Annotated in this window: 22 protein-coding genes; 16 read left to right on the forward strand and 6 right to left on the reverse strand. The window is 69.4% G+C overall.

Annotated features, from left to right (window positions below):
• Positions 1-4 precede the first annotated feature (4 nt).
• Positions 5-1,168 (forward strand): SMI1/KNR4 family protein, encoded by a 1,164-nt coding sequence (locus AXK60_RS24700; protein ID WP_139058122.1) that lies wholly within the window; start codon positions 5-7, stop codon positions 1,166-1,168.
• 76 nt (positions 1,169-1,244) lie between these two features.
• A complete protein-coding gene (gene ahcY, locus AXK60_RS24705) occupies positions 1,245-2,711 on the forward strand; it encodes an adenosylhomocysteinase (protein ID WP_231855633.1) in 1,467 nt (488 codons plus the stop codon).
• Positions 2,712-2,753: 42 nt separating this feature from the next.
• Here the strand turns inward: ahcY and AXK60_RS26695 are convergent, their stop codons facing one another.
• Genes AXK60_RS26695 through AXK60_RS24725 form a run of 3 tightly spaced genes read right to left on the reverse strand, consistent with a single transcriptional unit; the run spans position 2,754 to position 5,300 of the window.
• Entirely contained in the window at positions 2,754-3,494 is a 741-nt protein-coding gene (locus AXK60_RS26695; protein WP_139058123.1) for a nuclear transport factor 2 family protein, read from the reverse strand.
• Positions 3,481-4,017 carry a DUF1003 domain-containing protein gene (locus tag AXK60_RS24720; RefSeq protein WP_068575151.1) on the reverse strand — a complete coding sequence of 179 codons (537 nt, stop codon included), beginning with the start codon at positions 4,015-4,017 and terminating at the stop codon, positions 3,481-3,483. Before AXK60_RS24720 ends, AXK60_RS26695 begins: the two co-directional genes overlap by 14 nt.
• Positions 4,014-5,300: a magnesium transporter MgtE N-terminal domain-containing protein gene (locus tag AXK60_RS24725; RefSeq protein WP_068575152.1), complete on the reverse strand. Its 1,287-nt coding sequence runs from the start codon at positions 5,298-5,300 to the stop codon at positions 4,014-4,016. The genes AXK60_RS24720 and AXK60_RS24725 overlap by 4 nt, the downstream gene beginning before the upstream one ends.
• Positions 5,301-5,351: 51 nt before the next feature.
• On the opposite strand from AXK60_RS24725, the gene AXK60_RS24730 reads away from it, so the two are divergent.
• The 11 genes from AXK60_RS24730 to AXK60_RS24780 all read left to right on the forward strand — a co-directional run bounded on the left by AXK60_RS24730 (position 5,352) and on the right by AXK60_RS24780 (position 15,255).
• Positions 5,352-5,882: a YflT domain-containing protein gene (locus AXK60_RS24730; protein ID WP_068575153.1), complete on the forward strand. Its 531-nt coding sequence runs from the start codon at positions 5,352-5,354 to the stop codon at positions 5,880-5,882.
• Positions 5,883-6,295: 413 nt separating this feature from the next.
• Entirely contained in the window at positions 6,296-6,736 is a 441-nt protein-coding gene (locus AXK60_RS24735; RefSeq protein WP_068575154.1) for a hypothetical protein, read from the forward strand.
• Positions 6,733-7,029 (forward strand): transcriptional regulator, encoded by a 297-nt coding sequence (locus AXK60_RS24740; protein WP_197466894.1) that lies wholly within the window; start codon positions 6,733-6,735, stop codon positions 7,027-7,029. The genes AXK60_RS24735 and AXK60_RS24740 overlap by 4 nt, the downstream gene beginning before the upstream one ends.
• A 331-nt stretch (positions 7,030-7,360) precedes the next feature.
• Positions 7,361-8,362, forward strand: coding sequence for an AurF N-oxygenase family protein (locus AXK60_RS24745; protein WP_068575156.1), 1,002 nt, complete (start codon positions 7,361-7,363; stop codon positions 8,360-8,362).
• Positions 8,363-8,397: 35 nt separating this feature from the next.
• Positions 8,398-9,138, forward strand: coding sequence for a TetR/AcrR family transcriptional regulator (locus AXK60_RS24750; RefSeq protein WP_068575157.1), 741 nt, complete (start codon positions 8,398-8,400; stop codon positions 9,136-9,138).
• A 145-nt stretch (positions 9,139-9,283) separates the two neighbouring features.
• Positions 9,284-10,699: an extracellular solute-binding protein gene (locus tag AXK60_RS24755; protein WP_244881171.1), complete on the forward strand. Its 1,416-nt coding sequence runs from the start codon at positions 9,284-9,286 to the stop codon at positions 10,697-10,699.
• On the forward strand, positions 10,696-11,637 hold the full coding sequence (locus tag AXK60_RS24760; RefSeq protein ID WP_068575159.1) for a carbohydrate ABC transporter permease: 942 nt from the start codon (positions 10,696-10,698) through the stop codon (positions 11,635-11,637). The genes AXK60_RS24755 and AXK60_RS24760 overlap by 4 nt, the downstream gene beginning before the upstream one ends.
• 10 nt (positions 11,638-11,647) lie before the next feature.
• Entirely contained in the window at positions 11,648-12,481 is an 834-nt protein-coding gene (locus AXK60_RS24765; RefSeq protein WP_068575160.1) for a carbohydrate ABC transporter permease, read from the forward strand.
• 28 nt (positions 12,482-12,509) lie between these two features.
• Complete coding sequence (locus AXK60_RS24770) at positions 12,510-13,688, forward strand: ABC transporter ATP-binding protein (protein ID WP_068575161.1); 1,179 nt, start codon at positions 12,510-12,512, stop codon at positions 13,686-13,688.
• A 27-nt stretch (positions 13,689-13,715) separates the two neighbouring features.
• On the forward strand, positions 13,716-14,399 hold the full coding sequence (locus AXK60_RS24775; RefSeq protein WP_068575162.1) for a metallophosphoesterase family protein: 684 nt from the start codon (positions 13,716-13,718) through the stop codon (positions 14,397-14,399).
• Complete coding sequence (locus tag AXK60_RS24780) at positions 14,389-15,255, forward strand: ParB N-terminal domain-containing protein (RefSeq protein WP_068575163.1); 867 nt, start codon at positions 14,389-14,391, stop codon at positions 15,253-15,255. Before AXK60_RS24775 ends, AXK60_RS24780 begins: the two co-directional genes overlap by 11 nt.
• Before the next feature lie 54 nt (positions 15,256-15,309).
• On the opposite strand, the gene AXK60_RS24785 is transcribed toward AXK60_RS24780, so the two are convergent.
• Positions 15,310-16,959 carry a glycoside hydrolase family 13 protein gene (locus AXK60_RS24785; RefSeq protein WP_068575164.1) on the reverse strand — a complete coding sequence of 550 codons (1,650 nt, stop codon included), beginning with the start codon at positions 16,957-16,959 and terminating at the stop codon, positions 15,310-15,312.
• Between the two features lie 129 nt (positions 16,960-17,088).
• Here AXK60_RS24785 and AXK60_RS24790 point away from each other — a divergent pair, with 129 nt between their 5' ends.
• Positions 17,089-18,102, forward strand: a complete 1,014-nt coding sequence (locus AXK60_RS24790; RefSeq protein ID WP_231855650.1) for a LacI family DNA-binding transcriptional regulator — start codon at positions 17,089-17,091, stop codon at positions 18,100-18,102.
• Between the two features lie 11 nt (positions 18,103-18,113).
• Positions 18,114-18,710 carry a suppressor of fused domain protein gene (locus tag AXK60_RS24795; RefSeq protein WP_068575166.1) on the forward strand — a complete coding sequence of 199 codons (597 nt, stop codon included), beginning with the start codon at positions 18,114-18,116 and terminating at the stop codon, positions 18,708-18,710.
• Positions 18,711-18,737: 27 nt separating this feature from the next.
• Here AXK60_RS24795 and corA read toward each other — a convergent pair whose 3' ends face one another.
• The gene (gene corA, locus AXK60_RS24800) at positions 18,738-19,826 is read right to left on the reverse strand and encodes a magnesium/cobalt transporter CorA (protein ID WP_425315235.1); all 1,089 of its coding nucleotides are present in this window, start codon (positions 19,824-19,826) and stop codon (positions 18,738-18,740) included.
• An 80-nt stretch (positions 19,827-19,906) separates the two neighbouring features.
• On the opposite strand from corA, the gene AXK60_RS24805 reads away from it, so the two are divergent.
• Positions 19,907-20,809, forward strand: coding sequence for a glycine betaine ABC transporter substrate-binding protein (locus AXK60_RS24805; RefSeq protein ID WP_082778238.1), 903 nt, complete (start codon positions 19,907-19,909; stop codon positions 20,807-20,809).
• A gap of 71 nt (positions 20,810-20,880) precedes the next feature.
• On the opposite strand, the gene AXK60_RS24810 is transcribed toward AXK60_RS24805, so the two are convergent.
• Complete coding sequence (locus AXK60_RS24810) at positions 20,881-21,708, reverse strand: SDR family NAD(P)-dependent oxidoreductase (protein WP_068575169.1); 828 nt, start codon at positions 21,706-21,708, stop codon at positions 20,881-20,883.
• Between the last annotated feature and the right edge of the window lie 110 nt (positions 21,709-21,818).

Consider the following 21,818-nt stretch of genomic DNA (forward strand, 5'->3'; position numbering starts at 1 on the left):
AATCGTGAACACCGACGTGGGGGTAGCACGCTGGCGGGAGCTGATCGACGCGTTCGTGGTACAGCAGGAACGGCTCGTCCGGATCCATCCGGACCTGTACGAGATGACCCGGCCGAATCCCGGTGCGACGGAGGAGCAGCTGCTGGCCGCGGAGGAGCGGCTCGGCCAGCCGATACCTAACCAGTACCGCGAGTTCCTCACCGTGGCGAACGGCTGGAAGGACTGGAGTCAGAGCAACACACTGCTGTCCTGTGACGAGATCGGAGCGGGGGTCCTCAGCGCGGACGAGTTCTCTGTGATGATCGCTGGCGATCCGCGAGAATGGCACGGTTACGACGAGTGGACCCAAATCACCAGGGCGCAGGATTCGTACTGGACCGCCTATCTGTTGATGCGGGACAGTCAGGGCGAGCCGGCCGGGTCGGTACACCTCTGGCCAGGGGACGCGATCACCGGCTCGTTCGAGAACTATCTCGTAGACGAGTTGGCGACGTTGACGGAGTGGCTCGACCGTGAGGAGCTCGGTCCGTGGGGGCGAGTATGGGGCGGCGACTCAACTCCGCCGACGATGCAGGCTATCGTCGCGAAGTATGCCGAGTTGAGGCGAGAAATCGAGGCGATGGCAGTGGACGGCACCATCGCGGGTCAGCCGAATCCGCCCGCTACACAGGAGTCGATCGACGCCCTCGAGAGCCGGCTGGGGCATCCACTCCATCCGGAGCACGCCGAGCTGCTGCTGACCGCCGACGGGTGGCCCGGGATTCCGTACCTCCTCAGCACACATGAAATCATCGACGGCTCGCGCTGGCGTGCGTCGCTCGTTGAGCGCGACAACCGAGATCGACAGGCGCTTAGCGAGAAGGAAAGAGCGTTCGCGCAGTTCGGCGTATCCGTGCCGCCGGCTCCGGACCGTCCCTCCGCTGGTGAAGTGGCGGCGGCGAGTGGTGTGACTCCCTTCGCGGCGTGGGGGCCGTGCGCAATCGGCGTGGACCCCGTCGACGGATTCGTCCGGTGGCTACCGTTCGACAGCAAGTACGGCGACGATCCGAGTGACATCACAACACGATCAGCCGGAACGGTGAGGGCCTACCTGTTGGATGAGATCGATCAGCTGAACACCCGTGTCGAAGGGTTGCGCTCCGTTCGCGGAGGACCCTCGGACACCTGACCCGCCACGCCGCGCAATGCGACTGCAAACGAGGTCGCCGACGTGCGAATGCACAGGTCGCGATAGCCTGGAGCGCGTGACTTCTACGTTGACCGCCGATACGGCGAACGGAATCGATTTCAAGGTCGCGGACCTCTCGCTCGCCGAGTCCGGCCGCAAGCAGCTGAGCCTGGCGGAGCACGAGATGCCCGGCCTGATGGCGCTGCGTCGCGAGTACGCCGACGTGCAGCCGCTCAAGGGTGCGAGGATCTCGGGCTCGCTGCACATGACGGTGCAGACCGCGGTGCTCATCGAGACCCTCGTCGACCTCGGCGCCGAGGTGCGGTGGGCGTCCTGCAACATCTTCTCCACCCAGGACGAGGCGGCCGCGGCCGTTGTCGTGGGGCCGCACGGCACCGTCGAAGCCCCGCAGGGCGTACCGGTGTTCGCGTGGAAGGGCGAGACCCTCGAAGAGTACTGGTGGGCCGCCGAGCAGATGCTGACCTGGCCGGGTGAGCCCGCCAACATGATCCTCGACGACGGCGGCGACGCCACGATGCTCGTGCTTCGCGGCGCGCAGTTCGAGGCCGCCGGCGTGGTTCCGCCCACCGACGAGGACGCCGACAGCGCCGAGTACCAGGTGTTCCTGGCCCTGCTGCGCGCGTCGCTGGCCGAGGACGCGACCAAGTGGTCGACGATCGCGGAGTCGGTCAAGGGTGTCACCGAGGAGACGACCACCGGCGTGCTGCGTCTGTACCAGTTCGCCGCCGCCGGCGAGCTGGCGTTCCCGGCGATCAACGTCAACGACTCGGTCACCAAGAGCAAGTTCGACAACAAGTACGGCACCCGCCACAGCCTCATCGACGGCATCAACCGCGGCACCGACGTGCTGATCGGCGGCAAGAAGGTCCTGATCACCGGCTACGGCGACGTGGGCAAGGGCTGCGCCGAGTCGCTGGCCGGCCAGGGCGCGCGCGTCCAGGTCACCGAGATCGACCCGATCAACGCGCTGCAGGCACTCATGGACGGCTACGACGTGGTCACCGTCGAGGACGCGATCGGCGACGCCGACATCGTCATCACCTCCACGGGCAACAAGGACATCATCCTGCTCGAGCACATGAAGCAGATGAAGGACCACGCGATCCTCGGCAACATCGGCCACTTCGACAACGAGATCGACATGGCCGGCCTCGAGAAGTCGGGCGCCGTGCGGCTGAACATCAAGCCGCAGGTCGACCAGTGGACCTTCGGCGACACCGGCAAGTCGATCGTCGTGCTGTCCGAGGGGCGCCTGCTGAACCTGGGCAACGCGACGGGCCACCCGTCGTTCGTCATGTCCAACAGCTTCAGCAACCAGGTGATCGCGCAGATCGAGCTGTGGACCAAGCCCGACGAGTACGACAACGAGGTCTACCGCCTCCCGAAGCACCTCGACGAGAAGGTCGCGCGGATCCACGTCGAGGCCCTGGGCGGCAACCTCACCAAGCTCACCAAGGAGCAGGCCGAGTACATCGGCGTCGACGTCGAGGGCCCGTACAAGCCCGAGCACTACCGCTACTGAGCGGCACCGTCGCGACCGTAGCCGATCGGCACCGTCGGACAGCTAACGCACGCTCGACGAACTGACGCACACCTTCCACCCTCCGGACTCCTTCCGGAGGGTGGCGGTGTCTGTGATGGTCTGCGCGACGATCGACGCCGAGCCGATCGGCACCGTGGTCTCCTCGGCGGTCGCGGTGCCCGCGTCGGCGTCGATGCGCACCTGTCCGACGGTCACCTTCCAGCGTCCGCTCGGCCCGAGCGTCGAGTCGATCTCGGCGGCGAAGGTCTGCGCGGTGAACTGCTGCTGCAGCAGGAGTGCGTCGGCGGAACAGCGAGTTCCGATGAGCGCCGCCAGGTCCCGGTTGTTGAGTGCCGTCGTCTCGGCGGCGACGACATCGCGGATCTGCTGCTCGTCGTCGCTGCCGCGGTTCGCGAGGATGTACCACGTGGCGCCGATGATGATCGCGATGATCAGCGCCGTCGCGCCCATCACGATCGCCACGGACCGGTCGCGCCGCGGAGGTCCCGACGGTGCGGCCGGCCAGGTCGGCGCGGACGGCACGGGCGCGGACGGCGGGGTCGGCACGGGCGCGGACGCTACCGTCGGAAGGGGTGGGGACGGCAGCGGATTCGGGACCACTCCAGTGACCGCGCGCCCCGTCACGAAGGGCGTACCCGCCGACGAGACGGGCCCGCCCGGGGCGAACTGCTGCGGCGGCCGCGGCGGCGCGATCCCGAGCCGACGGTAGGTCTCCGCAGGCAGGACGGGGTGCAGGAGCTCGCGGGGATCAGTCGGGCGCATCGGTGCGCTCCTCGGAGACCGTCGGCGCGTGGCTGCGATGTTCGAGAGTCTGCAGCAGCGCGGTCAGCGCGTCCAGCTTCTCGTGCACCTCGTCGAGTTCGCGGCGCATGTAATCGCGACTCGCGGCCTCGCCGACGGCCAGGCGCACCGACGCCAGCTCGCGCGCGAGGAACTCGGTGTCGGCCTTGGTCTGCGCGGCGCGGGAACGGTCCTCGTCGAGCGAGACGCGGTCCCGACTCTCCTGCCGGTTCTGCGCGAGCAGGATGAGCGGCGCCGCGTACGCGGCCTGCGTGGAGAAGGCCAGGTTGAGCAGGATGAACGGGTACGGGTCGAAGCGCAGCGCGATCCAGCTGATGTTGATGATCACCCAGACGATCACGATCACCGTCTGGATGGCCAGGTAGCGGCCGGTGCCCAGGAACCGCGCCACCCGCTCGGCGCCCTGGCCGATCATGTCATCGCCCAGGTTCAGGTGGAAACTGCGGCCGAGCCGCGGCGTATCGAGCCGGGAGCGGTCCTTCATCCGGTGACCTCCACGGTGTTGTCGTCGTCCTCGTCGCGCCAGTCGTCGGGCAGGAGGTGGTCGAGCACGTCGTCGACCGATACGGCGCCCAGCAGGTGGTTCTCGGCGTCGATCACCGGTCCGGTGACCAGGTTGTACGCCGCGAAGTACCGGGTAACGGCGCCGAGCGGATCGTCTGGACCGAGCCGCGGCAGGTCGGTGTCGACGATGCCGCCCACCAGATCCGCGGGCGGCTCGCGCAGGAGTTGCTGCAGGTGCACCGCGCCGAGGTAGCGGCCCGTCGGGGTCGCGGTCGGGGGCCGGACGACGAACACCATGCTGGCCAGCGCGGGGGTGATGTCCTGGTTGCGCGCCCTGGCCAGGGCCTCGGCCACGGTGGTCGACGGGGTGACCACGATCGGCTCGGGCGTCATCATGCCGCCCGCGGTGTACGGCGAGAAGGTGAGCAGTCGACGGACCGTTCCCGAGTCCTCCGGGTCCATCACGGCCAACAGCTCCTCGCGCTGGCTGTCGGGGAGCTCGCCGAGGAGGTCGGCGGCGTCGTCGGGGTCCATGGCCTCGAGGACGTCGGCGGCGCGGGCCTTGGACAGGTGCGCGATCACCTCGGCCTGGTCGTCGTCGCCGAGTTCCTGGAGCACGTCCGCGAGCCGCTCGTCGTCGAACGCCGCCGCGAGGGCCAGACGCCGCTGGGTGGGCAGCTCGCGCAGGGCCTGCGCGACGTCGGTGGCGCGCATGTCCTCGAACACGGTCAGCGCCTCGGCGATGTCGTGATCGGCACCCGTGAGCGCGGTGGTGGTGAAGCCGGAGACGTGGGGGAGGTCGACCACCTGGACGCCACCCCGTCGGCTCCACCCCGTCGCGCGGATCTTGACGGCCAGGCGGTGCACCACCCAGTCCCGGGTGCGGGTCTGCTCGATCCCCACGTCCACGACGGAGGCGTCGGCACCGTCGTACTGCTCCCCGGGCTCCTCGATCCGGACCTTGGTCCCCAGGAGCTGTCCGAGGGCGAGGGCCTCACCGGGCCGGATGTGCAGGCGGCGCAGGCTCACCGAGCCGGTGTTGAGCGTGATGGCGGCCGGTTCGACGCTGGTCACGCGCAGCATCGGAACGAAGATGCGGCGGCGGTTGGCCAGTTCGACGGCGAGGCCGAGGACTCGTGGAGCCTTCCGATCCGCGCGCAGGCCGATCACCGCGTCACGGACGCGGCCGACCGACTCCCCGTCCGGACCCACGACGGGCAGGCCGGACAGTCGAGCGACGAATACTCTGGAGACAGCCGACATGGTGTTCAGGGTAGTTTCGTTCTACGTATCGCATGTGAGGGAGGGCGTCGAATGTCGCAACCGTTACCCGGTCCCGGGTCGCAGAATCGCCCCGGAGGGCCCGCCGGGCAGCCCTTCCGCGGGCTGCCGACGCCGCCGAAGGGCTGGCCGATCGGTTCGTTCGCCACGTACGCAGAGGCGCAGCGCGCCGTCGACTACCTCTCCGACCAGGAGTTCCCGGTCCAGAACGTCACGATCGTGGGCGTGGACCTCATGCAGGTCGAGCGGATCACGGGGCGCCTGACCTGGGGGCGGGTGCTCAGCGCGGGTGCCGCGTCCGGCGCGTGGCTGGGCCTTTTCCTCGGTCTGCTGGTAGGTCTGTTCGTGGGTGGCGGTGCGAACGTGCTGCCCACCGTGATCGCCGGCATCGTCGGTGGTGTGGTTTTCGGCCTGATCAGCGCGGCGGTGCCGTACTGGGCCTCGCGGGGCACGCGCGACTTCTCGTCGACGATGCAGCTGGTCGCCGGCCGGTACGACGTGCTGTGTGATCCCCAGGTCGCCGAGCAGGCGCGCGACATGCTGGCTCGGTTGAACATTCAGTAGGGGCTTTCTCGCCACGCCGCTGGGGAGTTTCGACGGTGAGCTGTGAGCGACCCTGTCGTGAGGGGTTGCGTTCGAGGTCGGCGCGGGATGTGGTGCTCGCGAAAGCTATGCGTCCGGTGCATACCCTCATCTGCGCAGGTAGCAGGCATCTTTCTGAGTTCGGTTATGCGTTTCTTGCATGGCGCGGCGATGATCGCGGACGCCAGAAGGCATCGGCGCGGCGGGCGGGTCGTCTGGAGACGAATCGCCGCGGGCTCGGCTTGCCCGGGCGCCTGTGACTCCTGCTATCGGTTTTCATTCTTCATAACGCTGCAGCGCTATGAAGAATGAGGACTGATCTGTGGACCGCGGTCCGGTGGCTTGGCCGGCAGTGATCGTTGCCGCGATGGAAACGGTCGGATATCGTTGCCGGTATGGAAACGAACTCCGACGCGGCGCGTTCTCTGGCTGATGTCGATGCGGTGGCGCGCAAGTTCCGCCGCATCGCCTCGCCGTGGTGGGTGTCGGTTGCGTGGGCCGTGAACTTCGGGGTGTTCTGGTCGATCGCCTACGGAGGGACGAACGGCTGGCGAGACATCGTGATCGCCCTTGGTGTGTTCGGGATCGGTACGGCGGTTCTGTTCGGCGAGGCGAAGGTGCGCGGAGCACGGTCCACCACGTATGAACGGGGGAGTTGGGCGAGCGGCGTGAGCTTCTGGTCCATGATGGCAGGACTGTTCACGGTGCAGGTCGTGTCCATCTTCTTGGAATCCGGTACGTGGACGACGTATGTGGTGCTCGCCGGATTGTCGGCGGTCGTATATCTGCTCGGCCAATTGCTGGCGCGGTACATCGCCGTGCGCTCCGAGCGTTGACCGGCGGTAGGTACGGGCCGCCGGCGTTCAACGATCTGATCCACCCGCGGCAACGGCTGATGATCTGCGCGGCGCTGGATCAGGCGCGCGACATGCGGTTCGACGTGCTCGCGAAGGCGCTGGACATGAGTGCGCCCACGTTGAGCAAGCATCTGGCGAAGCTGGAGGAGGCGCAGTACGTCGCTACCCGTCGGGACTCGGCGGACTCGCGGCGGCAGTGGGTGGAACTGACGATCACGGGGCGGTCGGCCTTCGCGCGACACGTCGCAGCCCTGCGTGAGCTCACGACCTGACCTGCGGCGCAGCAGGTCGCTCCGCTCCCCGCAGATATCCCCGGGCGCCCCGTGTATCCGCGCGGGGAGCGGAGGAATCTGCTGTGTCCGGTGATTTCTGGTGCGCGCCGGGTTGAGCGCGCCCGAAAGTCCACCGCCGGGACCACGGCCACGCGAAACACGTGTCCCCGCGGCTGTTCGCGCCCTCCGGACTCGACACGCCGGGGTGGGCGGCGCACCGTCGGACCTGGGGGAACGGGAGGGACGCGCAAGAGTCTCCCGAACCTGTTTACCGAGACGCCAAGTCCTGCTAAATTGCGAGAAGGTGATAGTTATCATAAGGAGGACTCTCATGGCTGACATCCAGGGGCGCGTGCGGCGGGACCCGTTCGACCAGGGCTACCTCGATGTCCTGGAGGATCTGTCCGACGGTTCCGTGCATCGCCGGTTCGACCCGTACCTCGACATCGACTGGGACTCGCCCGAGCTGGCGCTGGACCCGAACGATCCGCGCTGGGTGCTGCCGGCGACGCTCGATTCGCTCGGCGCCACGCAGTGGTACCGCGACCTGCCGTTGGAGAAGCGGATCGAGATCGGGAAGTGGCGGATGGCCAACACGATCAAGGTTGGCGCGGCCTTCGAATCCATCCTGATCCGCGGGATGATGCAGTACATCATGAAGCTCCCGAACAAGTCTCCGGAGTTCCGCTACTGCCTCCACGAGATGACGGAGGAGTGCAACCACATCCAGATGTTCCAGGAACTGGTGAACCGCATCGACGTGGACGTGCCCGGCATGCGCAAGCGGTTCCGCCGGGCGTCGCCGATGATCGGCGTGCTGGGGGGCTACGCGCACGTCATCCTCTTCATGGGCATCCTGGGCGGCGAGGAGCCGATCGACCACTACCAGAAGGCGATCATGCGCCACGGCGGCCAGGTCCCGCCGCTGGTGTTGCGCACCATGGAGATCCACGTCGCCGAGGAGGCGCGGCACATCTCCTTCGCGCACGAGTTCCTGCACGCTCACCTGCAGGGGATGACGAAGCGGCAGAAGCGGATCTGCGCGTTCGCGTTCCCGCTGGCCATGCGCTGGCTGGTCGGCGAGATCTTCACCCCGCCCAAGGAGTTCTTCGAGCGCTTCGAGGTGCCGCGCGAGGTCAAGCGCGAGGCCTTCTGGCGCGGGCCCGCGGCGCGTGCGCTGCTGAACGACTACTTCGCCGAGATGCGTGCGCTCGCCGACGATCTGGGGCTCATGACCCCGTTCGGCAAGCTCATGTGGAAGGTGCTCAAGATCGACGGTCACAAGGCCCGCTATCGCGGCGAGCCGACCCGCAGGGCGCAGGCCGCGGCCTGACGGAGGTTCTCGCCCGGGGCGTAGCATCACGAGCCATGACCTCGGCGGGACGGCCGGACTCCGGCTATCGACTGCGGTGGCGCGAGCACAATTCGCAGCGCCGCGATCTGATCCTGCGGGCCGCAGCCGAACTGGTGGAGGAGTCCGCGCCGGGTGCCCCGATCTCGGTGCGGCACATCGCGGAGCGGGCCGGGCTCGTGAAATCCGTGGTGTACCGCCAGTTCAAGAGCAAGGACGACCTGGTGCGCGGCCTGCGCGGCTATGTCGTGGAATCCTTCGCCGTCGAGCTGGAGGCCGACCTCGACGTCTCGGCCGGCACGCTCCGCGGGATCCTGCGCCGCGCCATCACCAGCGCCGCCGTCTGGATGGAGGACAACCCGCGCCTCGTCGACCTCCTGCGGTCCGGTCCGTCCGACACGGATCCCGACGCCCCCGACGCCGTCGCCGAGCTCCGCCATCGCGTGGTGACCCGGGCGCACGAGACCGTCGACGGCGTCGCCGCCGTCACCGGCCTCGACCCCGCGCCCTTCGCCCGCATCCCGTTCGTGCTGTTCACGATGGTGGAGGCGACGCTCACCAGCTGGGTCCGCGGCGAGGAGGCGATCCGCGGCAGCTCGCGCGCCGAGGTGGTCGAATCGCTCACGGACATCACGTGGTTCGTGCTCGACGGTGCCGCCCGCGGCATGGGCGTGACGGTCGATCCGGATGCCGAGTTCGCCACGGTCCTCACGACCCTCGTGCCCGACGGTGCCGCGCGCACCGTCGAGCCCACCTGACGGTCGTGCCCGCCGAAGGGCGGGCAGGTCCGCGGATGCCGTCCGCATCTGGCACGATTATCCCGAATGTGGGTCAAGTCACCGGCGGAGTCGACTAGTTTTTCGAAGCGACGCAACCGGTCGGTAGCGGGGATAGGAGCGGCGCGTGACGGGCAGAACGAGTCGAACGCGTAGGAGCCGGGCCACCCGGCTCGGCGCGATGGGATTGACGTCCGCGCTGGGCGCCACCCTCCTCGCGGGGTGCGGCACCGGAGGGTCCGGCACCGAGATCAGCGTCTACGTCGGCGCGGACAGCGCCGCGACCGTGCAGCGCGTGGCGGCGAAGTGCTCGACGTCCGACTACAAGGTGGTCGGCTACGCCCTCCCCAAGTCCGCCGACGACGCGCGGCTGCAGCTGGCGCGCCGCATCACCGGTGGCGACAAGTCGCTCGACGTGATGGCGCTCGACGTGACGTGGACCGCGGAGTTCGCGCAGGCAGGCTGGGCGGAGAAGGTGCCGGCCGAGGTGGCGGCGCGCACCGAGAAGCGGGTCCTGGCGGGGCCGCTGAAGACGGCGAAGTTCAACGACGAACTCTACGGCGTTCCGGGGTGGACCAACACGCAGCTGCTCTGGTACCGCAAGGACCTGGTCTCCCAGCTGACGGGTAAGCCCGTCACCTCGCCGCCCAAGTTCACCTGGGCGCAGATGCTCGAGCTCACCGGGCAGTCGCTCGCCAAGGGCGGCCCCGCGCAGATCGGCGTCACCGCGGCGCAGTACGAGGGCCTGACGGTGTGGTTCAACTCGCTCCTCGAAACGGCCGGCGGCAAGGTGGTCGATGAGACCGGCAAGAAGGTCGTGCTCGGCGAGGGCAAGAACCGCGAGGCCGCGCTGACGGCACTCAAGACGATGAAGGCCGTGGCGACCGCGCCCGGGCGGGATCCGAGCTTCACGCAGACGATGGAGACGGAGATCCGGCTGAGCATGGAGCGCGGCAACGCGTTGTTCGAGGTGAACTGGCCCTTCGTGCTCTCGGCGATGCAGCAGAACGCGGCCGCCGGAACCGTGCCCTTCCTCAAGGACATGACCAAGTTCGCCGACGTGGTGAAGAAGCCGACGAACGACCAGCTCAAGCAGATGAACGCGGTGATCCAGAAGAAGTTCGACTTCACCACCTTCCCGCGCATCGCGCCCGGCGTGCCGGCCCGCCCGACGATCGGTGGCGCGAACTACGCCGTCTCGCCGACGTCGGTGAAGAAGGAACAGGCGTGGAAGGCCATCGAGTGCCTGACCAACGACGAAGCGGAGAAGGCGTACGGACTCGACGCGGGCACGCCGCCCGTGCTGCCGTCGCTCTACGACGACCCGGAGTACCTGGCCGTGTACCCGATGGCGAAGCTGATCCGGGACCAGTTGCAGGAGAACACCTCCTCGGTGCGGCCGGTGACGCCGGTGTACCAGGCCATGTCGACCCTGCTGCAGGCCAAGCTCAGCCCCGTCGGCACGTGGGACCCGGACACCCTCGTCGACGAGTTGGTGGACGCCGCCAATAAGGCGATCGATCAGAAGGGGCTGGTCCCGTGACCGCTGCGACGACGAGTGGGGGCGCTGCGCCCGCTCCCGCGAAGAAGAAGGCCGTCCTGTCCCAGGGGCAGCGCGAGGAGCGCAGGCTGGGCCTGTACCTGATTGCGCCCGCCGCCCTTGTGATGCTGCTCGTGACGGCCTATCCGATCGTGTACGCGTTCTGGCTCAGCCTGCACAAGTCGTCGCTCGCGGCGCCGGGGCAGGACGAGTTCATCGGCTTCGGCAACTACGGCACGGTGCTGCAGGATTCGTACTGGTGGCAGGCGCTGGGCGTGACGGCGTTCATCACCGTGATCTCGGTGATCATCGAGTTCGTGCTGGGTCTCGCGATCGCGCTGGTGATGCACCGGACCATCGTCGGGCGGGGCATCGTGCGCACCGTCGTCCTCATCCCGTACGGCATCGTGACGGTGGCGGCATCGTTCTCCTGGTTCTACGCCTGGACGCCCGGCACCGGCTACCTCGCCAACCTGCTGCCCGACGGCAGTGCGCCGCTGACGCAGCAGATCCCGTCGCTGTTCATCATCATCCTGGCGGAGGTGTGGAAGACCACCCCGTTCATGGCGCTGCTGCTGCTCTCGGGCCTGGCTCTGGTGCCGGACGACCTGATCAAGGCCGCCGCGATGGACGGCGCCGGTCCGTGGACGCGCCTGACCAAGATCATCATCCCGCTGATGAAGCCCGCGATCCTCGTGGCGCTGCTGTTCCGCACGCTGGACGCGTTCCGAATCTTCGACAACATCTACGTGCTCACCAAGGGCGCCAACGGGACCGGGTCGGTGTCGATCCTCGGTTACGACAACCTGTTCAAGGCGTTCAACCTGGGTGTCGGCTCCGCCATCTCGGTGTTGATCTTCCTGTGCGTGGCGATCATCGCGTTCATCTTCGTCAAGGCGTTCGGCACCGCGGTGCCGGGAGCCGACCAGGACCAGAGGTAGGGGCCGGGGCATGGCATCGAATACCGCAGGGCGCAAGGTCGCCTGGAGTGTCATCGACGTCTTCGTCGTGTGTTACGCACTGATCCCGGTGTTGTGGATCGTCTCGCTCTCCCTCAAGTCCCCGGCGACGGTGACCGACGGCAGCTTCATCCCCAAGGCCCTCACGATGGACAACTACACGGCGATCTTCGAGGGCAGCGGCTTCATCCGCCCGCTGATCAACTCCATCGGTGTCGCGCTGATCTCCACGGTGATCGCGGTGATCATCGGCATGTTCGCCGCGTACGCCGTGGCGCGCTTGAACTTCCCGGGCAAGAAGCTGTTCATCGGGGCGGCGCTGCTCATCGCGATGTTCCCGCAGATCTCGCTGATCACGCCGCTGTTCAACATCGAGCGGGCCGTCGGCCTCTTCGACACGTGGCCCGGCCTGATCCTGCCGAACGTGACCTTCGCGCTCCCGCTGTGCGTCTACACGCTGTCCGCCTTCTTCCGCGAGATCCCCTGGGAGCTGGAGAAGGCCGCGAAGATGGACGGCGCCACGCCGGCGCAGGCCTTCCGTCAGGTGATCGCGCCGCTGGCCGTGCCGGGCGTGGTGACCGCGGCGATCCTGGTGTTCATCGCCGCGTGGAACGACCTGCTGTTCGGCGTCTCGCTGACGGCCACGGAGCGGTCGATCACGGCACCGGTCGCGATCGTGAACTTCACGGGCAGTTCGCAGTTCGAGGAGCCCACCGGGTCCATCGCCGCCGCGGCGGTCATCATCACCATCCCCATCATCATCTTCGTCCTGATCTTCCAACGACGGATCGTCGCCGGGCTCACGTCCGGTGCGGTCAAGGGCTGACGCCGGAAAGTACTCGAGGAGCAATCACATGGCCGACATCGTCCTGGACCACGTCAAGAAGACCTACCCCGACGGCTCCACCGCCGTCAGCGACATCAACCTGCAGATCGCCGACGGGGAGTTCCTCATCCTGGTGGGCCCGTCGGGCTGCGGGAAGTCCACCACGCTCAACATGATCGCCGGTCTGGAGGACATCTCCTCCGGGGAGCTGCGGATCGCCGGAGAGCGGGTCAACGAGAAGGCGCCCAAGGACCGCGACATCGCGATGGTGTTTCAGTCCTACGCCCTCTACCCGCACATGACGGTGCGCGAGAACATCGCGTTCCCGCTCAAGCTGGCCAAGCTGAGCAAGGACGAGATCAACGCCAAGGTCGAGGACGCCGCGCGCACCCTGGACCTCACCCAGCACCTCGACCGCCGCCCCTCGCAGCTCTCGGGCGGCCAGCGCCAGCGCGTCGCGATGGGCCGCGCGATCGTCCGCAGCCCCAAGGCCTTCCTCATGGACGAGCCCCTGTCGAACCTCGACGCCAAGCTGCGCGTGCAGATGCGCACCGAGGTGTCCCGGCTGCAGAAGCGCCTGGGCACCACGATGGTCTACGTCACGCACGACCAGACGGAGGCCATGACGCTCGGCGACCGCGTCGTCGTGCTCAAGAGCGGCGACGTCCAGCAGGTCGGCGCTCCGCAGGAGCTCTACGACCGCCCGAACAACCTGTTCGTCGCCGGTTTCATCGGCTCGCCCGCGATGAACTTCGTGCCCGGCCGACTCACCTCGGTGGGCATCCAGACCGCGCTCGGCGAGATCCTGCTGCTCGACGCGCCGCGCCTGGCCGAGCGTGCCGCGGCAGCCGGGAACCGTACCGGCGACGTGGTGGTCGGCATCCGTCCCGAGCACTTCGAGGACGCTCGCCTGCTCGACCCGAACCAGCGTGTGGGCGGCCTGACCTTCACCGCGAAGGTCGACGTCCTCGAGTCGATGGGTTCCGACAAGTTCGTGCACTTCGCCGTCCCCGCGGGCGCCGGCCGCACCGATGCCCTCGCCGACCTCGACGCCGCGCAGCAGCAGCCGCTCGCGGGTGTGGACGAGGTCGTCGCGCGACTGTCGGCGGACTCGACGGCCGCCCGCGGCGCCGAGGTGGACCTGTTCTACGACCCCACGAAGATCGCGGTGTTCGACGCCGCGACCGGACTGAACCTGGCCCAGTAGCAACCGGGCGCCGGAAGAGCCGTCGCCGTGCGGGTGCTCGCCGTCAGCGACGAGGAGGTGCCGGGCCTGGCCCTGGCATCGTCGACCCTGCGCCCGGACCTGATCCTGGGCGCGGGCGACCTGTCGGGCGAGTACCTCGAGGGGCTCATGGACCGGTACGGCGTGCCGTGCGTGTTCGTCCCCGGCAACCACGATCCCGACTACGCGGGGTACCGCAGCACCCGCGGCGGGTACGTGCGCGGGGGCATGCCCTCCGAGCCTCCGGGGCCGCGCGGGGGCGTCAACGCGGACGGCCGGGTCGTCAGGGTGGGCGGTCTGACGGTGGCCGGTCTCGGCGGGTCGATCCGCTACCGGTCCGGTCCGAATCAGTGGACGCAGGCGCAGGCCACGCGCCGTGCCTGGCGGGTGCGGCTCGCGGCGCGGCGGCGTACCGTCGACCTCGTGCTCGCGCATTCGCCCGCGCTCGGCGTGGGGGACGGTGACGACGGGCCGCACCGCGGTCTCGCCGCGCTGGGCGCGCTGGTGGCGGGGATCCGCCCGCAGGCGTTCGTGCACGGGCACGTGCACCCGTTCGGCGCGCCGGGGCCGGATCGCGAGATCGACGGTGTGCCGGTGCTCAACACCGTCGGGTACACCTACTTCGACATCACTCCCGGACGCCCGGCGGGCGCCGAGGGCCTCGACATCCTGGAGCGGCGACGTGGCGCGTGACACCGGTTTCCCCGACGAGGACGCCCGGACGGACTTCGAGCGGTCCCGGCGGCGTGCGAACGTCGCGCGGCTGGCGGCCTGGGTCCGGGGCCAACCGGATGACGTCACCGAGGTGCTCCCGTACGACGAGGTGGTCGCGGCGCTGGGACTCGTCTCGGAGCGGAATCTCGGGCTGCAGGTGGTCCCGGTCGCGCAGATCGTCGGCAGCGTGGACCGCACCCGGGACTTCGATCGCTACTTCCGGCCGCGCTCGCCGGCCCTGCGGGCACGCTGGCAGCGACTGGCTGCGGCGCAGCGGCGCGGCGAGTCGATGCCGCCGATCGAGGTGAAGAAGGTCGGCGACCTGTACTTCGTGGTCGACGGGCACCACCGCGTGTCCATTGCCTTCGCACGGGGTTTCGCGACGATCGACGCCTATGTCACGGAGGTGATCACGCGGATCGGCGCCGGCGGTATCGCGGTCCGCTCGGACCTGCTGATGAAGGACCACCGGCGGCTGTTCCTGGACCGGGTGCCGGTGTCCGGGGAGGCGCGGGAGCGCATCGCGTTCGCCAACGCCTGGGACTACTCGCGGCTCGCGGAATCGGTGGAGGCGTGGGGATTCCGGCTCGGCCAGGAGCTGGAGGAGTTCCTCCCCCGGGAGGAGGTCGCGCGCCGCTGGTACGAGGAGGAGTTCACGCCGGTCGTCGCGATGGCGCGCGACGCGGGGATCATGGCGTCGTCGAGCGATGCCGAGGTGTACCTGTTCGTGGCGTGCGAGCGGTACCGGTTGGTGCGCAAGCACGTCTGGAGTCCGGAGATCATCGACGAGGTGTCGGAGCGGCACCGGCCCTGGCAGCCGGGCAGGTTCTTCTAGGCCGGACGGTGCGGGGCCGGCGTCGCACACTCCGGCCCCGCACGGTTCGGTCGATCAGCGCATCCACACCGTCGCGTTGCCGGGCAGTCGACCATCCGCGGAATCCGTACTCGCGAGCAGGATCTCGCCCTCGGGGAGGTCCACCGGCTCGGAGCCGAAGTTGGTGAACGAGCGCCAGCCGCCGGGCCGCTCGAAGGCCAGCACCGACGCGGATGGGTGCTCGATCCACGTCAACGTCTCCGCGGTCTGCAGCTCGCCGCGCAGTGCCAGCGCCCGGCGGTAGAGGTTCAGCGTCGACGCGGCATCGTCGGCCTCGACGGCCACCGCGTAGTCCGCGAACCATGCGGGCTGCGGCAGGTGCGCACCGTCGGACCCGAATCCGAAGGACGACCCGGTACCGGACCACGGGAGCGGGACGCGGCAGCCGTCGCGGCCGACCTCCTTGCCCTCGGTGCGGAAGAAGGTGGGGTCCTGGCGCGACTGCGCGGGGATGTCGCCGACCTCGTGCAGGCCCAGCTCCTCGCCCTGGTAGAGGTAGGTGGAGCCGGGGAGGGCCAGCAGGAGCATCGTCGCCGCCCGGGCGCGGGCCTCGCCCACCGCCGTGTCGACCTCGTCGTGCGCGCCGCCGGCGAGCGTCCACGCCGCCGCGTGGTGCCCGAGGCCCGCGGGCAGGCCGTAGCGGGTGGCGTGCCGGGTCACGTCGTGGTTCGACAGCACCCAGGTGCTCGACGAGCCGGTCTCGGCGGAGCGCTCGAGGTTCTCCTCGATGATCTCGCGGAACTGCGAGGCCTCGAACTCGGAGACGAGCAGGTCGAAGTTGAACGCCTGCCCGAGCCCTTCGGCGCTCGCGTAGGGCGCGAGCCTGGTCTTGTGCACCCACGCCTCGGCGACAGCCGTGCGGGGCGGGGTGTACTCGTCGAAGACCTTGCGCCAGGCGCGGTAGATCTCGTGCACCTCGTCGCGATCCGAGAACGGGTGATCCGGGTTGAGCGTGAGCTCGCCCAGCCCCACCACGGCGAAGGGGGCGAAGGGCTCGCTCAGGTCTTTGCGCAGGTAGTGGGCGACGTCGATGCGGAATCCGTCCACGCCGCGGTCCGACCAGAAGCGCAGCGTGTGCTCGAAGTCCGCGCGCACGTCGTCGCGCTCCCAGTTCAGGTCGGGCTGCTCGCGGGCGAACATGTGCAGGTACCACTGGCCGGGCGTCCCGTCGGGTTCGTCGACCCGGTGCCAGGCGGGGCCGCCGAAGTGCGACTGCCAGTCGTTCGGCGGCTCGTCGCCGTTCTCGCCCTTGCCCTCGAAGAAGTGGTAGCGGTCGCGCTCGTCGGAGCCGCGGCCCGCGGCGAGCGCGGCCTGGAACCACTCGTGCTGATCGGAGGTGTGGTTGGGCACGATGTCGACGATCAGTTTGATGCCGGCCGCGTGCAGTGCGGCGCTCATGGCGTCGAAGTCGTCGAGCGTGCCGAGGCGCGGGTCCACGTTCCGGTAGTCGGCCACGTCGTACCCGCCGTCCGCCAGCTCGGACGGGTAGAACGGGCTCAGCCACACCGCGTCGACCCCCAGGTCGCGCAGGTAGGGCACGCGCGAGGTGATGCCGGGAAGGTCGCCGATCCCGTCGCCGTCGGAGTCGGAGAAGCTGCGCGGATAGATCTGGTACACCACCGCCTGGCGCCACCAATCGGCCGTTCCGAGGTCCTTGAGAACCACAACACTCCCTTCGAAGGCATCTGCATTCCGACGATCGTCGACGCGCGTCGATGACGCTGGATCCAGCGTAACCGATCCGTAGGATCAGGAGCGTTGCTTTCGCCGACGAGGAGGTGCAGGGTGGCGACGATGGCCGAGGTCGCGCGGCTCGCGGGGGTGTCGCGGAGCACCGTCTCCTACGTCCTCAGCGGCACGCGTCCGATCTCCGCGGAGACGCGGGATCGCGTCTACGCCGCGATGGCCTCCCTGGACTACGCGCCCAACGCCCTCGCGCAGGCGCTCGCCGGCCGGCGGACCGGATTGCTGGGACTGTTGCTGACCACCGACGCGCTCGGTCAGGGGCTCGACACCGCGGGCTACCTCACGGCCGCGGCCGACGAGGCCCGGGCGCTCGGCTCGCACCTGATGCTCCTGCCGGGCCCGGCGGACGACGCGGATTCGGTGCGCGAGACCGCGCGCCAGGGACTGGTCGACGGGTTCGTGGTGATGGAGGTGTACAACCGCGACGCGCGCGTGGACTACCTGCGCGAGGCGGGCGTCCCGTTCGTCCTCGTCGGCAGGACCGACGACAACACCGCGACGGCGTTCTGCGACGCGGACTTCGACGCCGCGGCGGAGGAGGCCTTCGCCCATCTCGGGGGCCTCGGGCACCGCGACGTCGCGGTGCTGGTCCGGGAGATCCCCGACGGGGCGCACGCCCCCGGCGTGGACGTCCGGTCGCGGGCCGCCGTCGACGGTGCCGTCGCGCGGCACGGTGTCCGGGCGCACGTGCTCGCCGTGCCGTCGACCTTCGCCGCCGGGTGGGACGCCTTCGCCGGCCTGGCCGACGGCCCGGTCACCGCCGTCGTCGTGTGCAACGAACCCGCGGGCCTGGGGCTGATCTCCGCGGCGGCAGCTGGGGGAGTGACCGTCCCGCACGACCTCTCCGTGCTGTCGTTGTTCTCCGGCACCGAGACCGGCGAGCTCACGCGGCCCCGCCTCACCAGCGTCGGACCCGACCCCGGAGCGATGGCCCGGCGCGCGGTCCAGTTCCTCGTCCGTCGCGTGGCCGGCGAGTCGGCCGCGGATCTGCAGGCCCTCAGCGGGCCGATGTTCCTCGACCGCGGCAGCACCGGGCGGGTCGTCGGCCGGTCGGGCTCGTAGGATGGACCCCCGTGAGTTCCGTCGTCGATGCCGCCCGTGAGCACCTCGCTGCGCACTACGAGAAGCGCGGCTTCGCGCCGCCCGCATCGGCGTCGGTGACCTTCCTCGGCCTCGAGCCGATGACGGTGCAGCGCTGGGTGGGCGACCGCGTGGTGGCTTTCGCCAGCGTCGGATGCTCGCGGCACGCGATGACGGACCCGAACGCGCTGGTCACCGTCGACGACGGACCGCGCGCCGAGGTGGTGCTGGAGCTCCGGCCCGCCACCGACGGGCCGGGCGCCGCGCTCGACGGCGTGCACCGTTCGCTCGCGATCCTCGCCGCGACGCCGGCCGTCGAGGGCCTCGTGCTCGCGCCCGACGCGCTCGTCGACCTCGGTGCGCCGCTGTGGGCGGGGGCGTCGTTCACGGCGGTCCTGCTGGGGGAGTCGACGGTGCCGGACCTGCACCGCGAGGACGGCGAACCCGTCCGGTTCCTGCGCGCCGACCCGATCACCGCGAACGAGGCGGCCTGGGTGCGGCTCAAGGGCGCAGAGGCGCTGCGTGAGGCGTGGGCCGAGGCGGGCATCGACCCCGCCGATCCGGGCCGACCCGCGGCCCGCGCGGTGTAGCTCATGAACACGGATCGACGCGTCGGCCTACAGCCACTTGATCTTCCGGAAGGTGATGAACAGGACGATACACGCGACGATCATGATCGCGACGACCGCGTAGTACGAGTAGTGCCAATGCAGTTCGGGCATGTTGTCGAAGTTCATGCCGTAGATGCCCGCGATCATGGTGGGCACCGCGACGAGGCCGATGATCGCCGACATCTTGCGCATGTCCTCGTTCTGCTGCATCCCGATCTTGGCGACGGCCGCGTCGATGAGCGAGCTGAGCACGTCGTTGTAGGTCTCCACGTGGTCGGCGACCATCGACTGGTGATCGAGCACGTCCGAGAAGTAGCGCTGGATCTCGCCGGGGATGAGATCGGTGAAGTCGCAGGTCAGCCGCTTGATCGCATGGGAGAGCGGGTGGATGCCGCGACGCAGCTCGACGATGTCGCGCTTGAGCTGATAGATCTCGTCGACCTTGGTGCGTGAGCGGGCCCGGAAGACCTCCTCCTCGACGTGATCGATGTCGTCCTCGAGCAGGTCGGACACGGCGACGTAGGTGTCGACCACGTGGTCGGCCACGGCGTGCATCACCGCCGACGGCCCCAGCTTGAGCAGCTCGGGATTGCCCTCGAGGTTGCGCCGCACGCGCCGCAGGCTGCCGTGGTCGCCGTGCCGGACGGTGATCACGTGGTCCGGCCCGACGAGCACCATGACCTCGCCGGTCTCGACGATGCGGGCCATGGGGTCGGTGCGGTCGTGGCCCACGTAGTTCACCGTCTTGAGGATGAGGAACAGCGTGTCGTCGAACCGGTCGACCTTCGGCCGGTTGTGCGTGACCAGGGTGTCCTCGACGGTCAGCGGGTGCAGCCCGAAGACGCGGGCCACTTCGTCCATCTGATGCTGGTCGGGATCGAGCAGCCCCACCCACACGTAGCCCTCGCCGCGGCGCCGGACCTCCTCGATGGCCTCGACGTACCCGAACCGGCCGGGCAGGCGCTCACCGTCGACGTAAACACCGCAGTCGACGACGGCACGCGCCACGGGCACGCGGGGGACGTCGACCTCGGGGACCTCACGGCGGGTCGCACCAGGCCGGGGCATGGACGGCATGGAGGGCATGCAGGAGATGGTAGTCGGGCGGAACGACGGTCGGCGGCGCGCGGGCGGGCCGGTGTCCGGCTCGCACGGCGGCCGGGTAGAAAGTAGGCGTGAGATCTCGCAAGGTCGGTGCCGCGGTCGTGACCCTCGTCGCGCTCGGTGCCGCGGGCTGCTCGGACGCGGGGGACCTGTCCGATCTCGGTCCGCGGACCGCGCCGGGCACCGTCACCGTCGGGTCGTCCGACGGTGCCGCCTCCCGGATCGGGGCGCTCCTCTACGCGAACGCGCTGCGCGCCGCGGGGACGCCCGTGCAGACGAAGCTGGGGCTGGGGCCCGGCGACGCCGCGGTGGCGGCGGTCGAGCGTGGCGACATCACGATCGCGCCCGCGCTGACCGGCGAGCTCTGGGAGCGCTACCGACCCGGCGTCGCGCAGCCGACGAAGGCGAAGGAATCGGAGTCCGAGAACCCGCGGGAGCAGTGGGACGCGCAGTTCGTGGCCCTGAGCGCAGTGCTGCCCGAGGGGCTGGGCCTGGGCGACCCGACACTGGCGCTCGACCAGCCCATGCTCTTCGTGTCGAAGGACGCCCCCGCGGCCACGCTGCGCGGGTGCGAGGGGCTGTCGGGGAGCGTCGCGATCCCGTCGGGGTCACCGTCGGACCTGAAGGCCCGCTACGGGTGCCCGACGGGGCCGGTCGTCGTCGTGCCCGACGAGGCCGCCGCCGCGCGCGCCGTGACCGAGGGACGGGCGGCCGTCGCGCAGCTCGGGACGCTCTCGCCGTCGGCCCGGGACCTGACGCAGGTCGCGGACCCCGACGGTGCCGTCCCCTCCCGCGCCGTCGTCCCGCTGGTGCGCCGCGACGGTCTGACGGTGGCCCAGACGAAGCGGCTGTCCGCCATCGCCGGTGAGCTCACCACCGCCGACCTCGCGCAGATGGTCGCGAAGGTCGAATCGGGGGAGCGGACCGCCGAGCAGGCCACCGACGACTGGGCCAAGGAGCACCCGCTGCACTGAGGCCGTCCAGCTACGAGGACGGCCCCCGGCCCGCGCTGGGTCCGGGGGCCGCCGTCGCGGAGCGGGATCTCTCAGAGGCGCTTGTTGACCTGCTTGTCGACGAAGGCGTTGACGCGCTCGTAGGCCGAACCGCCGGCGCGGACCAGGACGTCGATGATCTTGGCGTCCATGCCCACGAGCACGCGGCCGCGGTTGCGCTTGACACCGTTGAGAATCGTGCGTGCGGCGTCGGAGGCCTCGGTGCGGGCCAGGTACTTGTCGAAGAGCTCGGCGGTGCCTGCCTGATCCTTGCCCTCGGCGACGGTGGCGTTGCGCGCGATGGCGGTCTTGATGCCGCCCGGGTGCACGCAGGACACGCCCACGTTGTGGCCGCTCGAGAGCATCTCGATCCGCAGCGCCTCGGTGAAGCCGCGCACGCCGAACTTCGAGGCGTTGTAGGCGCTCTGGCCGCCGACGGCGAGCAGGCCGAACAGCGAGCTGGTGTTGACGATGTGCGCGTCGCCGGAGGCGATCAGCGCCGGCAGGAACGCCTTGGTGCCGTTGACGACGCCCCAGAAGTTGATGTCCATGACGCGGTCGTAGTCCTTGAACGACGTCGTCTCGATCGGCTCGTGGTGCGCGATGCCGGCGTTGTTGAACAGCAGGTTGACGGTGCCGTAGTGCTCGACGACCTCGTCGGCGTAGGCCAGCAGCTGCTCGCGCTCGCCCACGTTGACGACCTTGGTGTGCACCTCGGCGCCCAGGGCGCGGGCCTTCTCGGCGGTGGCGTCGAGGCCAGTGGGGTCGTAGTCGCAGAGCGAGAGCTTCGCGCCCTCCTCGGCGAGCTGGAGGGCCAGCTCGCGCCCCATGCCGGAGGCGGCGCCGGTGATGACGGCGACCTTGCCGCGGAAACTCTTCATGATGTGATCCTCACGCTCTGCAGGCTGAACTGCTCGGATGCGCCGCTGCGCGGCGTTCTTACTCGACAGTAGGGTTGGGAACCGGCGTCTGTCAACGACCTATTGAGTAT

The sequence above is a fragment of the Tsukamurella pseudospumae genome, assembly GCF_001575195.1.
In the GTDB taxonomy this organism is placed as follows: domain Bacteria; phylum Actinomycetota; class Actinomycetes; order Mycobacteriales; family Mycobacteriaceae; genus Tsukamurella; species Tsukamurella pseudospumae.

Coding starts and splice junctions, on each gene's coding strand:
- AXK60_RS26695 (WP_139058123.1), bottom strand. CDS start 3,494: ATGCGCCCGACTGATCCCCGCGAGCTCCTGCACCCCGTCCTGCCTGCG.
- AXK60_RS24720 (WP_068575151.1), bottom strand. CDS start 4,017: ATGAAGGACCGCTCCCGGCTCGATACGCCGCGGCTCGGCCGCAGTTTC.
- AXK60_RS24725 (WP_068575152.1), bottom strand. CDS start 5,300: ATGTCGGCTGTCTCCAGAGTATTCGTCGCTCGACTGTCCGGCCTGCCC.
- AXK60_RS24730 (WP_068575153.1), top strand. CDS start 5,352: ATGTCGCAACCGTTACCCGGTCCCGGGTCGCAGAATCGCCCCGGAGGG.
- AXK60_RS24735 (WP_068575154.1), top strand. CDS start 6,296: ATGGAAACGAACTCCGACGCGGCGCGTTCTCTGGCTGATGTCGATGCG.
- AXK60_RS24745 (WP_068575156.1), top strand. CDS start 7,361: ATGGCTGACATCCAGGGGCGCGTGCGGCGGGACCCGTTCGACCAGGGC.
- AXK60_RS24750 (WP_068575157.1), top strand. CDS start 8,398: ATGACCTCGGCGGGACGGCCGGACTCCGGCTATCGACTGCGGTGGCGC.
- AXK60_RS24765 (WP_068575160.1), top strand. CDS start 11,648: ATGGCATCGAATACCGCAGGGCGCAAGGTCGCCTGGAGTGTCATCGAC.
- AXK60_RS24770 (WP_068575161.1), top strand. CDS start 12,510: ATGGCCGACATCGTCCTGGACCACGTCAAGAAGACCTACCCCGACGGC.
- AXK60_RS24790 (WP_231855650.1), top strand. CDS start 17,089: ATGGCCGAGGTCGCGCGGCTCGCGGGGGTGTCGCGGAGCACCGTCTCC.
- AXK60_RS24810 (WP_068575169.1), bottom strand. CDS start 21,708: ATGAAGAGTTTCCGCGGCAAGGTCGCCGTCATCACCGGCGCCGCCTCC.